The 13,273-nt window shown below is 63.2% G+C and carries 9 protein-coding genes; 3 read left to right on the plus strand and 6 right to left on the minus strand.

What is annotated here, in order from left to right:
* Positions 1 to 62 precede the first annotated feature (62 nt).
* Genes PG881_RS04240 through argC form a run of 4 tightly spaced genes read right to left on the minus strand, consistent with a single transcriptional unit; the run spans position 63 to position 4,100 of the window.
* On the minus strand, positions 63 to 1,298 hold the full coding sequence (locus PG881_RS04240; protein ID WP_016349361.1) for an argininosuccinate synthase: 1,236 nt from the start codon (positions 1,296 to 1,298) through the stop codon (positions 63 to 65).
* A gap of 54 nt (positions 1,299 to 1,352) precedes the next feature.
* Positions 1,353 to 2,264, minus strand: a complete 912-nt coding sequence (locus tag PG881_RS04245; protein ID WP_171282074.1) for an ornithine carbamoyltransferase — start codon at positions 2,262 to 2,264, stop codon at positions 1,353 to 1,355.
* A 25-nt stretch (positions 2,265 to 2,289) separates the two neighbouring features.
* On the minus strand, positions 2,290 to 3,069 hold the full coding sequence (gene argB / locus PG881_RS04250; RefSeq protein ID WP_270798110.1) for an acetylglutamate kinase: 780 nt from the start codon (positions 3,067 to 3,069) through the stop codon (positions 2,290 to 2,292).
* A gap of 23 nt (positions 3,070 to 3,092) precedes the next feature.
* Positions 3,093 to 4,100, minus strand: a complete 1,008-nt coding sequence (argC, locus tag PG881_RS04255; RefSeq protein WP_270798111.1) for an N-acetyl-gamma-glutamyl-phosphate reductase — start codon at positions 4,098 to 4,100, stop codon at positions 3,093 to 3,095.
* Between the two features lie 268 nt (positions 4,101 to 4,368).
* Here argC and argE point away from each other — a divergent pair, with 268 nt between their 5' ends.
* Both argE and ppc read left to right on the plus strand, forming a co-directional pair.
* Positions 4,369 to 5,514, plus strand: coding sequence for an acetylornithine deacetylase (gene argE / locus PG881_RS04260; RefSeq protein WP_270798112.1), 1,146 nt, complete (start codon positions 4,369 to 4,371; stop codon positions 5,512 to 5,514).
* A 215-nt stretch (positions 5,515 to 5,729) separates the two neighbouring features.
* Positions 5,730 to 8,363 carry a phosphoenolpyruvate carboxylase gene (gene ppc / locus PG881_RS04265; protein WP_017408960.1) on the plus strand — a complete coding sequence of 878 codons (2,634 nt, stop codon included), beginning with the start codon at positions 5,730 to 5,732 and terminating at the stop codon, positions 8,361 to 8,363.
* Positions 8,364 to 9,021: 658 nt separating this feature from the next.
* On the opposite strand, the gene PG881_RS04270 is transcribed toward ppc, so the two are convergent.
* Both PG881_RS04270 and metB read right to left on the minus strand, forming a co-directional pair.
* Positions 9,022 to 11,490 carry a bifunctional aspartate kinase/homoserine dehydrogenase II gene (locus PG881_RS04270; RefSeq protein WP_270798113.1) on the minus strand — a complete coding sequence of 823 codons (2,469 nt, stop codon included), beginning with the start codon at positions 11,488 to 11,490 and terminating at the stop codon, positions 9,022 to 9,024.
* On the minus strand, positions 11,490 to 12,653 hold the full coding sequence (gene metB / locus PG881_RS04275) for a cystathionine gamma-synthase (RefSeq protein WP_270798114.1): 1,164 nt from the start codon (positions 12,651 to 12,653) through the stop codon (positions 11,490 to 11,492). Before metB ends, PG881_RS04270 begins: the two co-directional genes overlap by 1 nt.
* A 294-nt stretch (positions 12,654 to 12,947) precedes the next feature.
* Here metB and metJ point away from each other — a divergent pair, with 294 nt between their 5' ends.
* Complete coding sequence (metJ, locus tag PG881_RS04280; RefSeq protein WP_005308521.1) at positions 12,948 to 13,271, plus strand: met regulon transcriptional regulator MetJ; 324 nt, start codon at positions 12,948 to 12,950, stop codon at positions 13,269 to 13,271.
* Positions 13,272 to 13,273: the final 2 nt, after the last annotated feature.

Here is a 13,273-nt window from a genome sequence, read left to right on the forward strand (position 1 = left end):
CCTCAACCTATAGAAGAGGGGGCCATGCCCCCTCAACGGAATCAACGGGTTATCGCGCTTGCTTAGCCGTGGGTGTGATCGCCACCGATGGCCTGGTGCTGCTCCTTCATGGCGCGGATCCGGCTGGCCAGGGTGTAGAGACGGATAAAGCCTTCGGCATGGCTCTGGTCGTACACTTCATCGGCGCCGAAGGTGGCGAAGTCTTCGGAGTAGAGGCTGTTCGGCGACTTCTTCTGCACCGCGGTGACCTGACCCTTGTACATCTTCAGCACCACTTCACCGTCGAGATCTTCGGCGATGGCGTTGGCAGAGGCGACAATGGCCTTGCACAGCGGGGTGAACCAGCGACCGTCATAGACCAAGTGGGAGAACTCGGCACCCAGCTTTTCCCGCCAGGCGCGGGTCGGGCGATCCAAGACCAGCTCTTCCACGGCGCGCAGTGCGGCGACCATCACGGTACCGCCCGGGGTTTCGTAGCAACCACGGGACTTCATGCCCACCATCCGGTTTTCGGTGATGTCGATGCGGCCCACGCCGTGCTTGCCGGCACGCTCGTTCAGGGTCATCAGGATCTGGTGCGGGCTGAGTGGCTGGTCGTCAACGGCCACCACTTCACCCTGGGCCACGGTCAGCTTGACGTACTCCGGCTGATCCGGTGCCTGCTCGGCGGGCACGGTCCATTGCCAGACCGCTTCGGACGGCTCGTTCCAGGTGCTCTCCAGCTCGCCACCCTCGGTGGAGATGTGCCAGGCGTTGGCATCGCGGCTGTAGATCTTCTTCAGGGTCGCCTTGCAGGGGATGTTGCGGGTCTCCAGGTAGGCCAGCAGATCTTCCCGGGAGCGCATGTCCCACAGACGCCAGGGGGCGATCACTTTCAGCTGGGGCGCCAGCGCGGCGACCGCACCTTCGAAACGCACCTGGTCGTTGCCCTTGCCGGTGCAGCCGTGGGAGATGGCATCGGCCCCTTCCGCCAGCGCCGCCTCGACCATCGCCTTGGCGATCACCGGACGGGCCATGGAGGTACCCAGCAGGTAGGTGCCCTCATAGACGGCGCCGGTCTTCAGGGTCGGGTAGACGTACTCTTTGACGAACTCTTCCCGCAGATCCTTGACGATGCACTTGGTGGCGCCGGAGGCGATGGCTTTTTGCTCGATCCCTTCCAGATCGTCACGCTCCTGACCGACGTCGGCGACGAAAGCGATGATCTCCGCATCATAGTTTTCCTTCAGCCAGGGAATGATGGCCGAGGTATCCAGTCCGCCCGAGTAAGCCAGTACGATCTTGTTGATTCCGCTCATTTACTTCTCTCCATGATGATTCGATAAAAGGGTGTTATTTGGGGTCGGTTGCCGTTATTTGTGCCCAAGCAGGGTCAGCAGTACGGCGTTCTGGATATGCATCCGGTTTTCTGCCTCGTCCATGATGAGGGAGCCAGGCCCATCCATGACCTGAGAGGTGATCTCCAGCTCCCGGTGCGCCGGCTGGCAGTGCAGCACGTGCTGGATGCCGGTGCGGTCGAGCAGGGCCTGGTTGATCTGATAAGGCATAAAGATATCTTTTACCTGCTCCATTGGCGTGTTGTCACCCATGGAGACCCAGGTATCGGTGTAGGCCACGTCAAACCCTTCGATGGCCGCCACGTCGTCGCTGATGTGGATGGTCGCACCAGACTGGGCCGCCAGCGCCTGGGCCTGCAGGAAGATCTGGGTATCCGGGCCGTGGCCTTTCGGGCAGACCAAGGTCACGTCGGTACCCAGGGTCGCCCCCAGCAGCAGCAGGGAGTGGCTGACATTGTTGCCATCGCCGAGATAGGCCAGCTTCACCTTGGACAGATCGCCGTAGTGCTCGCTAATGGTCATGAAGTCGGCCAGCCCCTGACAGGGGTGGTAGAGGTTGCACAGGCTGTTCACCACCGGCACTGTGCCGTGCTCGGCCAGCTCGACCAGGGTCTGGTGATCGAACACCCGGGCGACGATGGCATCACACCAGCGCGACAGGTTGGCGGCGAAATCCTTCACCGACTCCCGCTTGCCCAGCGCGCCGTTCTGCTGATCCAGATAGACGCTGTGGCCACCCAGCTTGGCGATGCCGATGTCGAAGGTGACCCGGGTACGCAGGGAGGGTTTCTCGAACAGGGTGACCACGCTCTTGCCCGCCAGTGCCTGGCCGTACTTTTTCGGATCGGCCTTGACCGCTTTGCCCAGGGCAATCAGCGCTTCAATCTGGGCTTTGTTCAGATCACTGTCTTTCAGAAGATGTTGCATCGGATATTCCTTGTTCCGGTGGAGATCAAATGGCTACCTGGGTGCCGACCGCGCCGCCAGCCAGCAGCTTGAGCAGCTGATCCGGGTAGCGCCAGCTGGCGACGCAGACCGGTTTTCCCAGGGTCTCGGCAGCGTGCAGGGCGGCTTTCACCTTGACCGCCATGCCGTCGCTGATCACCCCCTTCTCCATCAGATCCAGCGCGGTCACTTTGTCGAGCTGGGGCACCAGCTTGCCCTTGCCATCCAGGATGCCGCTCACATCCGACAGCATCACCAGGTCGGCGCCCAGTGCCTCGGCAATGGCGGTGGCCGCCTGATCCGCGTTGACGTTCATCAGCTGCCCCTCGGCGGTGATGCCGATGGAGCTCACCACCGGCAGGAAGCCCTGACCGAGGACCCCTGCCACCAGTGCCGGGTTGCCCGGCTTGCACTCGCCGACGGCACCGAGATCCGGGTCGAGCTGGGTCACCTGGCACAGACCGCCGTCCGCCAGACAGAGTCCCACCGCCGGGATGTCGGTGGCGATGGCCTTGGCCATCATCTGCTTGTTGGCGGTACCGGCCAGCGCGCCAGCGATGAAGGGGATCTGCTCGAACGGGGTCACCCGCAGACCGTTCTTCTTGGTGGAGGTGAGCCCCAGCCCCTTGAGCAAGTCATCCACCAGGCAGCCGCCGCCATGCACCAGCACCAGGGGTCTGTGCTGCTCGTCCAGAAAGGTCTTGAGGGTGGCAAACAGGGCGGTCAGCGCCTCGTCGTTCTCGATCAGTGCACCGCCCAACTTGATTACCAGAGTCTGCTTGTTCATCGTTGCGATCCTTCCTTGAGTCCTTAAATCAGGCCGGTGGCCGGTTCAAATCCGAATTTGATATTTATGCACTGCATGGCCTGTGAGGCGGCCCCCTTGAGCAGGTTGTCGATGGCGGAGACCACCACCAGCATGTTGCCCTGCTGTTGCCAGGCGAGGTCGCAGTACGGGGTGCCCGCGACGCCACGGATGGAGGGCATCTGGCCGGTCAGACGCACCAGCGGCTTGCCTTCGTAAGCCTTGAGGAAGGCCTGATCCACCTGAGTGGGGGTCACGCCATCCGCCAGCTGCACATAGATGGTGGCCAGGATGCCGCGCACATAGTTGCCAAGGTGAGGCTGGAACAGCACCTCCTTGCCGAGGTGGTGGCTGATCTCCGGCTGGTGCCTGTGGTTGAAGGTGCCGTAGGGGTTGAGGCTCACCTCGCAGAAGCTGGTGTTGATGGCTGCCTTGCGACCGGCACCGGAGACCCCGGAGACGGCGTTGATGATGGGCTGCCACCCCTTGGCAATCAGTCCTGCCTGCTGCAGCGGCTTGAGGGCGCACAGAGAGGCGGTCGGGTAGCAACCTGGCACGGCAATCAGCTGGGCCGCTTTGACCGCTGCGGCATTCCACTCGGCCAGGCCGTAGGCGGCCTGATCCAGCCACTGCTCGCTGTCGTGGGTGAAGCCGTAGTAGGAGGCGTAGAACTGCTGATCCCTGACCCGGAAGGCGCCGGAGAGATCAAACACCGGCAGCCCCTTGGCGAGAAACTTGGGTGCAAGCTCGGCACTCACCTCGTGGGCGGTGGCCAGCAGCACCAGATCGGCCTGGGTCAGGATCCGGGTCATGCCATCTTCGTCCAGCGGCAGCAGCGGCTGATCGAGCGCGCCGACCCACTGGGGATGCAGAGAAGAGAAACGCTTGTGGGCGTCCTGGCTGCCGGCGGAAACATAGAGGCCGAACAGCTTGAGTTGTGGATGGTTCTGGACCAGGGCGGCCAGCTCGGCTCCCGCGTAGCCACTGGCACCGACGATAACGGTGTTAAGCATGTTGAGTATTCCAAGTCAGAGTTCGAGATTCACAGCATGGTGCTGCGGTGCACAAGGGGGTTCGATGCCCCATGCACAAGTGCGGAGGGGCAATTCAGGCGGGTGTGTGTCGTCGGTTATAGATCAGGTGACAGAACATTAACTTTCCCTTACAACTAGAAGCCTTGTCGATGAGCCACGTATTCAGGCAAACTTACAGAATATTCATGCACTCACTTTGCATTTGTATTTTCTAACAGAAACATTCCGGGGAAGCAAGGAGGAGCAGGTGGCCAATCTGGATTTTTTTTCACTCTACAAGAATATTATTGCGATTCCGTCCATCAGCAGCACGGATCCCCGCTGGGATCAGAGCAATGAGGCGGTGATCCGGCTGCTAGCCGACTGGTTCGGTCAGCTCGGTTTTCAATGCGAGGTAACCGCCCTGCCCGATCTGCCGGGCAAATTCAATCTGGTGGCGACGATAGGTCAGGGCGAAGGGGGGCTGCTGCTGGCGGGCCACACCGATACGGTGCCGTTCGATGAGGGCGCCTGGCGCAAGGATCCCTTCAAGGTGACCGAAGAGGGCAACCGCCTCTATGGCCTCGGTACCATCGACATGAAGGGCTTCTTCGCCTTTATCGTCGAGGCGCTCAAGGAGATCGATCTCAAGACGCTCAACAAGCCGCTGCGCATCCTGGCTACCGCCGATGAAGAGACCACCATGGCGGGGGCCCGGGCCATCGCTGCCGCAGCTGAGCTGAAACCCGACTACGCGGTGATCGGCGAGCCGACCGGGCTGGTGCCGGTGGTGGCCCACAAGGGGCACATGTCGGAAGCCATCCGCATTACCGGCAAGAGTGGTCACAGCTCGGATCCCGCCAACGGCATCAACGCGCTGGAGATCATGCACCAGGCCATGGGCCAGGTGCTCAAGCTGCAGCACAGCCTGAAGGAGAAGTACGCCGACCACAGATTCGCCGTGCCGCAACCGACCCTGAACCTCGGCTACATCCAGGGGGGCGACAGCCCGAACCGCATCTGCGGCTGCTGCGAACTGCACATCGACATGCGCCCCACCCCGCAGGTGGGCCCCGACGAACTGATGGGCATGCTCAAAGAGGCGCTCTCCCCCATCGAAATTCACCAGCCTGGCTGCCTGCACCTGCAGCACCTGCACGAGCCGATCCCCGCCTACGCCTGCAACGGCGACTCCGAGCTGGTGCGCGAGGCCGAGCGGGCGAGCGGGCGGGCCGCCGAATCCGTGAACTATTGCACCGAGGCCCCCTTCATCCAGCAGCTCGGTTGTGAAACCATAGTGCTGGGCCCCGGCCACATCGCCCAGGCCCACCAGCCGGACGAATATCTGGATCTGTCGTTCGTCAAGCCGACCACCCGCGTATTGCAGCACCTGATCCGCCATTTCTGTCTCTGAATTGACGGGAATGTAAGTAAGTTACATGACATCGCACCTCGGGACAGGTGATGGAAATACATGTTCTGAATCGGCCTGTTATTTGACCTTGCGCAGACAATCTGGGTAGATTGTCACCCTAAGATGACGGAGCATATGTTGTAATCGCACAACAATAAGTGAGGTCGTCTCTCACCCCGGATGGGTGTCAGGCACCAACAAGATAAGGATGTGGAATGAACGAAAAGTACGCCGCACTACGCGCCAACGTAGGCATGCTGGGTCAACTGCTGGGCAAGTCCATCAAGGATCATCAGGGACAGGCCTTCCTCGACAAGATCGAAACCATTCGCCAGCTGGCCAAATCCTCCCGCAAAGGCAATGAGACAGACCGGGAACGTCTGCTCGATACCCTGCGCAACCTGAGCGATGACGAGCTGCTGCCGGTGGCCCGCGCCTTCAGCCAGTTTCTCAACCTGGCCAACGTGGCCGAACAGTTCCACACCATCTCCCGTCGCTGCGAAGAGCAGGTCTGCACCCCGGATCCGCTGGAGCAGATGTTCGACAAGCTGAAAGCCTCCAACCTGTCGCAAGAGGCCATCATCCAGGCCGTGCGCGAGCTGGACATCGATCTGGTGCTGACCGCTCACCCCACCGAGGTGACCCGTCGCACCCTGATCCACAAGCATGTGCAGCTCAACGACTGCCTCGAGGCGCTGGAGCTCTCCGATCTGCTGCCCCGCGAGCGGGACAAGATCCTCAATCGCATCGAACAGCTGGTCAACCAGGCCTGGCACACCAACGAGATCCGCGAACAGCGCCCAACCCCGGTGGACGAAGCCAAATGGGGCTTCGCCGTGGTGGAAAACAGCCTGTGGCCGGCCATCCCCGAATTCATGCGCAATCTGGACGAACGGCTGCAACACCACCTGGGTGTGCGGCTGCCGCTGGATGCCGCGCCGGTCAAATTCACCTCCTGGATGGGCGGCGACCGCGACGGCAACCCCTTCGTCACCGCCAAGGTGACCGCCGAAGTGCTGGAGCTGGGCCGCTGGATGGCGGTGAGCCTGTTCTACAAGGACATCAAGGAACTCACCTCCGAGCTCTCCATGTCCGACTGCACCGACGCCGTGCGCGAGCGGGTCGGCGATCACCCCGAGCCTTACCGCGCCCTGGTACGCGAGCTGCGCGAACAGCTGCGCGAGACCCAGGAGTTCCTCACCGCCAAGGTGCAGGGCCAGGCGAGCGAGAGCCGGGATCTGGTCAAGACCACCGCCCAGCTGCGCGAGCCGCTGGAGCTCTGCTACCACTCCCTGCACGCCTGCGGCATGGGCAACATCGCCGACGGCATGCTGCTGGACGTGCTGCGCAAGCTGGCCTGCTTCGGCATCCACCTGGTCAAGCTGGACATCCGCCAGGATGGCGAGCGCCACGGCCAGGTCTTCTCCGAGCTGACCCGCTACCTCGGCATGGGCGACTACGCCGAGTGGAGCGAAGATGACAAGCAAGCCTTCTTGCTGAGCGAACTCAACTCCCGCCGCCCGCTCATCCCGACCGACTGGGAGCCGAGCGACGAGACCCGCGAGACCCTGGATACCTGCAAGGTCATCGCCCAGCACGATCCCGATGCGTTCGGCATCTACATCATCTCCATGGCTGGCGCACCGTCCGACGTGCTGGCGGTGCAGCTGCTGCTGAAAGAGGCTGGCTGCAAGTTCCGCATGCCGGTCGCCCCGCTGTTCGAGACCCAGGAAGACCTGATGGCGGGTACCGCCGTGATGGAGCGCCTGCTGTCGGTGGACTGGTATCGCGGCTACATCCAGGGCCGTCAGTACGTGATGATCGGCTACTCCGACTCCGCCAAGGACGCGGGCATGATGGCCGCCGGCTGGGCCCAGTACGCCGCCATGGAATCCCTGGTGGCACTGGCCGAGGCCAACAATCTGCGCCTCACACTGTTCCACGGCCGTGGCGGTACCGTCGGCCGCGGTGGCGCGCCTGCCCATCAGGCCATCCTGTCGCAACCGCCGGGATCCCTGCGCGGTGGCCTGCGGGTGACCGAACAAGGCGAGATGATCCGCTTCAAGTTCGGCCTGCCCAAGGTGGCCATCCAGAGCCTCAACCTCTACACCAGCGCCGTGCTGGAGGGGAACCTGCTGCCGCCGCCCAAGCCCAAGGAGTGCTGGCGCGCCGTGATGGAGCAGCTGGCGTCTGTCTCCTGCGATCACTACCGCAGTATCGTGCGCGGTCATCCGGACTTCGTGCCCTACTTCCGTGCCGCCACCCCGGAGATGGAGCTCGGCAAGCTGCCGCTCGGCTCGCGCCCCTCCAAGCGCAAACCCAACGGCGGCGTCGAGAGCCTGCGCGCCATCCCCTGGATCTTCGCCTGGACCCAGAACCGGCTGATGCTGCCGGCTTGGCTCGGCGCCCACAAGGGGCTGCAGCAAGCCATCGCCGACGGCCAGAAGGGCGTGCTGGAAGAGATGAGCCGCCAGTGGCCCTTCTTCCGCACCCGCCTCGAAATGCTGGAGATGGTGTTCCTCAAGGCTGACGTCTGGCTGGCCGAGTACTACGACACCCGGCTGGTGCCCAAAGAGCTGTGGGGCCTCGGCAAACAGCTGCGTCAGGAGCTTGCCGACTCCATCCAGGTGGTGCTGGAGCTGCGCCCGCAGGGCGACTTGCTCGACGACCAGCCCTGGATCAAGGAGTCCATCAAGCTGCGCAACCCCTACACAGACCCGCTCAACGTGCTGCAGGTCGAGCTGCTGGGCCGCTCGCGCAACCATGCCGAGACCCTGCATCCCGAGCTGGATCAGGCGCTGATGGTTACCATCGCCGGCATCGCAGCCGGTATGCGCAACACCGGTTGATAGTCGGGGCTATCAAGCTCCCCTCAATGACAAAGGGCGTCTCGGCGCCCTTTGTCATATCTACAGGGCCCACTAGAACCGGGTTGCTGGAGAATCCTTGGTTGTTAGGCGTTGCCATGGAATCGCAGGGTCGATTAACTATCAGGCGCAATCGCTCGCTTTACAGCTTTATAGGATGGTGGATGCAAGCCTGCAGGTCTCGAAGGGGTGTCGCCCGCCCTTCGGGCTGGGGCGAGTGACTTTGGAAAGACCCAAAGTCACCAAAGGTCTTCTCCCCCGCTTCTTCGCCCGACTACGTCGGGTACCTTCGGCTCACCCGCATGTCCGACGGCACGCGCCGACGGGCCATCCATGGCCCGGCGCCACTCGCTCGACATCCTGTCTCGCGACCTGGACAAGCGTACTCGCCTCAGCGAATAAGAGGGGGAACCAATACCGTACCCGTTCTTGACCAGTCTGTGCGGGAGCAATGCCCGTTCATGCTACATGTGCAAGTCCGGTTATTACCTGACTCCTGCCAGCAACCTGTTGAAGAAGCTAAAAAACGGGCCGCTTACGGGATAGGGAAATCAGCCGGCAGACCTAAAAACCTGGCGCTAAACAATAAAATAAAAAGAGGCGCCAGTGGCGCCTCTTTTGCTGAACGGCTTGTTTGCTGTTACAGGCTGGCACAAATCTGCCAGAGATCGTACTGGATGGCGGCGGCCGTCACTTCCCGGCCTGCGCCCGGCCCCTGAATGACCAGCGGGTTGGTGCGATAGCTGTCGCTCTCGATGGCGAAGATATTGTCGCATGGCAGCAGGTTGGCGAACGGGTGGTGGGGCTCCAGTGCCTCCAGCCCGACCCGCGCCTTGCCGTCATGCTCGAAGCGGGCGACGTAACGCAGCACCTTGCCGACCCGGCGTGCCCCCTCGAAGGCGGTCTGGATCGGGTCATCCAACTCCTTGAGCCTGTCCATGAACTGATCCGTGCTCACCTTGCGCAGGGAGACAGGCACCAGGTTCTCCAGCTCGATGTCGGCGGAGTCGAGCTCGAAACCCGCCTCCCGCGCCAGAATAAGCAGCTTGCGGCGCACATCCTGGCCGGAGAGATCCTCGCGGGGATCCGGCTCGGTCAGGCCGTGCTGCCACGCCTCGTCCACCAGATCGGAGAAGGGGCGAGTGCCATCATACTGCTGGAACAGCCAGGAGAGGGTGCCGGAGAAGATGCCGGAGACCCCCTGAATACGGTCGCCGCTCTGGCGCAGCATCTGGATGCTGGACTGGATCGGCAGCCCGGCGCCCACGGTGGCGTTGTAGCGCCACTGCACCTGATGGTCGCGGCAGGTCTGCTTGATGCGCTGGTAGAACTCGCTGTCGGCGGCGCCGGCAAACTTGTTGGCGGCGATGATGTGAATGCCGAGCTGGGCAAAGTCCGGGTAGTAGCGGCTCACCGTCTCGCTGGCGGTCATGTCCAGCGCGATCAGGGTATCGAAGCCGTGCTGCTCCAGCTGGGCCAGCAGTTCGGGCCAGATCAGCGCTTTGGGATTGAAGTTGTCCTGCACCTTGAGCGGATCCAGCCCCTCTTCATCGAGCAGGCCCCCTTCCGAGCTGAACACCCCGTAGAGGGTGAGCGCCAGGTTCAGTTCATGCTCGAGGCGCGCCTTCTCGCGGGCATAGAGGTTCAGCCAGTGGCCGCCGATATTGCCCTTGCCGAACACCACCAGACCGACCCGGTTCGGGCGGCTGAACAGGGCGCTGTGCAGGGCGATCAGCAGGGGCTCCAGCACCACCTGGCGCAGCACGGCCACCAGGCTCAGGCCGTCTTTGGCGACCTGCACGAACTCCAGCGGCTGATCCGCCAGCAACTGGTAGAAGCGGTGGCACTGTTCGGCGTTGTCGGTGACGCCGGCCCCCACCAGCGCCACCAGGCTGTAGCCTTCGCGCTGGATAAGACCGGTGAAGCTGCCCTGCAGCTGGAAGTCGCGCAGCAGCTCGAACGCTCCCTGCGCCACCTCGAGGGTGTAGGCGAGGCGCAGGATCCGGCGATCCGGCTGGCGCTGCAAGGTGAGCGGGTTGAGGCGATGGCGGGCCAGATGGGCCTCGATGGCTGCTACCGTCTGCTCATAATGGGTCTGCGGCAGCACCTTGAGCTCGATCAGGGCGATCTGATCCACCGAGGAGACGATGCGGGCGCCGCCGGAGCGCGGGGCACGGCGCAGGATGTGGGTGCAGCCCTCGTCCGGGTTGTAGCTGCAGCGCAGGGTGAGGCGCTGGCGGCTGTCGGCCACTGGCTGCAGGGTGCGCGAGTGCAATACCGAGGAGCCGAGGCGGGCCAGCTCGTTCGCTTCAGCCAGGCTCAGACGCTCCAGCAGGCGCGCCTCCTTGACCCGGCGCGGGTCGGCGCTGTAGACCCCGGCCACGTCGCTCCAGATGGTGGTGGATTCGCCGTCCGCCAGCAGGGCCAACAGGCTGGCGCTGTAGTCGGAGCCGTTGCGGCCGAGCAGCAGGGAGCGTCCCTCCATGTCGGCGGCGATAAAGCCGGTCACCACGATGCGCCCGGCGTGTTCCGCCAGCCGCGCCTTGAGCAGTTCGCTGGACAGCGCGGTATCCACCTTGACCAGAGCGCCATCCTCAGCGCGCAGGAAGCTGCGGGCATCGAGCCAGATGGCCTTGTCGCCGCGACTGGTGAGCAGGGCCGCCAACAGGCGCGCCGACCATACCTCGCCAAAGGCGAGCAGACCGTTGCGCTCGAAGCGGTCAAACTGCCCCTCCAGGGTCTTGGCGATCAGCTGCATGTCGTCGGCCAGCTGCTGGCTCAGTTCGAGGTGGAGTTCCCCTTCCAGCAGGCCGTCGATCAGGCTCTGTTGATAGGCCTGCAGAGCCGAGATGGCCTCGCCGGCGGCTTCATCCCCGGCTTCGGCCAGCTCCACCAGCTGGATCAGCCGGTTGGTGGTCTTGCCGGCGGCGGAGACCACCACCAGCTCTCGCCCGCCCCCCTGCGGCTCGGCTTGTTGTTCGAGAATGCTGGCGACCCGGCGATAACAGACCGGATCCGCCAGACTGCTGCCACCGAATTTGTGGACGTGACGTCGCTTCAAGCCTGCTTCTGTTGCCACCGCGATCTCTCCTTGTTGCTGCTGTTCCATTACTTCGCCACCTGCTGTGCCTGTGCAAACGCCGCGGCCAGATCGGCCACCAGATCCTCACCGTGCTCGATACCGACCGACAGGCGCAGCAGCTGAGCGCTGATGCCTGCCGCCTGCTGGGCGGCCGGGGTCATGGCCCTGTGGGTCATGCTGGCCGGATGGGCCACCAGACTCTCCACCCCGCCGAGGGATTCGGCCACCGAGAAGAGGGTGAGGGCCGCCAGGAAGGCGCGAATGCCCGCCTCGCTGCAATCGAGCTCAAAACTTAGCATGGCGCCGAAGCCGGACTGTTGACGGCGCGCAATATCGTGGCCCGGATGGCTCGGCAGGCTGGGGTGATAGATGCGTTTGACCAGCGGTTGCTGCTGCAGGAAGGCGAGGATGCGGTCGGTGTTCTCCTGATGGGTGCGCAACCTGGGGGCCAGGGTGCGCAAGCCGCGCAGGGTGAGGTAGGAGTCGAATGCCCCGGAGGTGAGCCCCAGGCAGTTGGCCCACCACACCAGGGAGTCGGCCAGCTCGGGTTCCTTGGCGATCGCCACCCCGCCCACCACATCGGAGTGGCCGTTGATGTACTTGGTGGTGGAGTGCACCACCAGGTCGGCCCCCAGCGCCAGCGGCTGTTGCAGCAGCGGCGAGAGGAAGGTGTTGTCCACCGCCACCTTGGCGCCCGCCGCGTGGGACGCCTCGGCGATGGCGGCGATGTCCACCACCCGCAGCAGCGGGTTGGAGGGGGTCTCCACCCACACCAGTGCGGGCTGCTGGGCCAGCGCGGCGGCTAGTGCCGCCGCATCCCCCTGATCGACGAACTGCACCCGGTAATGGCCCTTGGCCGCCAGGTACTCGAACAGGCGCCAGGTACCGCCGTAGCAGTCGTGGGGGGCGATCAGCAGATCCCCCGCCTTGAGCAGGGCGGTGGTGACCAGATGAACGGCCCCCATGCCGGTGCCGGTCACCACGGCGCCGGCGCCCCCTTCCAGCGCCGCCAGCGCGTCCGCCAGATTGGTGCGGGTCGGGTTGCCGGAGCGGGCATAATCGTATTGACGGGGCTCGCCAAAGTCGGCAAAGGTGTAGTTGCTGGAGAGGTAGATGGGCGGCACCACGGCACCGTGCTGTGTGTCTGTCTCAATCCCGGTGCGTACTGCCAGTGTGGCTTTATGACTCATGATGCTCTCCTTGGCGCCGTGACTGTGCGATCGTTCTGTCTCGATCTTCCGATACAAAGTACCGCCTGGGTGGCCTTGTGGGTCATGTCACTCTCCTTGATGTCTCTTCACACGCTGGCATGCTGTTTCTGCCACGCGCCATCCCGCCATTGCAGGCTCATGGTGAACCACACTACGCCAGCTTAAAAAGGCCGTCAACACTTCTAGACGTCTAAATGGCTTTGCTGTTGGATTGCCATTAAATTCCTTAAGGGTTAAAATCCGCGCTCACGGCTAAATGAGAACAGGTGGATCATGGGTACAGAGTGGAACGGCGACTACGTCAGCCCCTACGCGGAACACGGTAAGAAGAGCGAACAGGTCAAGAAGATTACCGTCTCGATCCCGCTCAAGGTGCTGAAGGTGTTGACCGATGAACGCACCCGTCGCCAGGTGAACAACCTGCGTCATGCGACCAACAGCGAGCTGCTCTGCGAAGCCTTCCTGCACGCCTTCACCGGTCAGCCGCTGCCCTGCGACGAAGATCTGCGCAAGGATCATCCGGACAGCGTCCCTGCCGAGGCGCGTGCCATCATGGAAGCGCTGGGCAAAGAGATCGAAGATTTCGACGCCGAGTAATC

It is taken from the genome of Aeromonas sp. QDB54, from assembly GCF_027707385.1.
Classification (GTDB): Bacteria; Pseudomonadota; Gammaproteobacteria; order Enterobacterales; family Aeromonadaceae; genus Aeromonas; species Aeromonas hydrophila.

What these genes read in the sequence shown, in the direction of transcription:
- PG881_RS04240 (WP_016349361.1), bottom strand. Translation starts at nt 1,298, where the DNA reads ATGAGCGGAATCAACAAGATCGTACTGGCTTACTCGGGCGGACTGGAT.
- PG881_RS04245 (WP_171282074.1), bottom strand. Translation starts at nt 2,264, where the DNA reads ATGCAACATCTTCTGAAAGACAGTGATCTGAACAAAGCCCAGATTGAA.
- argB (WP_270798110.1), bottom strand. Translation starts at nt 3,069, where the DNA reads ATGAACAAGCAGACTCTGGTAATCAAGTTGGGCGGTGCACTGATCGAG.
- argC (WP_270798111.1), bottom strand. Translation starts at nt 4,100, where the DNA reads ATGCTTAACACCGTTATCGTCGGTGCCAGTGGCTACGCGGGAGCCGAG.
- ppc (WP_017408960.1), top strand. Translation starts at nt 5,730, where the DNA reads ATGAACGAAAAGTACGCCGCACTACGCGCCAACGTAGGCATGCTGGGT.
- PG881_RS04270 (WP_270798113.1), bottom strand. Translation starts at nt 11,490, where the DNA reads ATGGAACAGCAGCAACAAGGAGAGATCGCGGTGGCAACAGAAGCAGGC.
- metB (WP_270798114.1), bottom strand. Translation starts at nt 12,653, where the DNA reads ATGAGTCATAAAGCCACACTGGCAGTACGCACCGGGATTGAGACAGAC.
- metJ (WP_005308521.1), top strand. Translation starts at nt 12,948, where the DNA reads ATGGGTACAGAGTGGAACGGCGACTACGTCAGCCCCTACGCGGAACAC.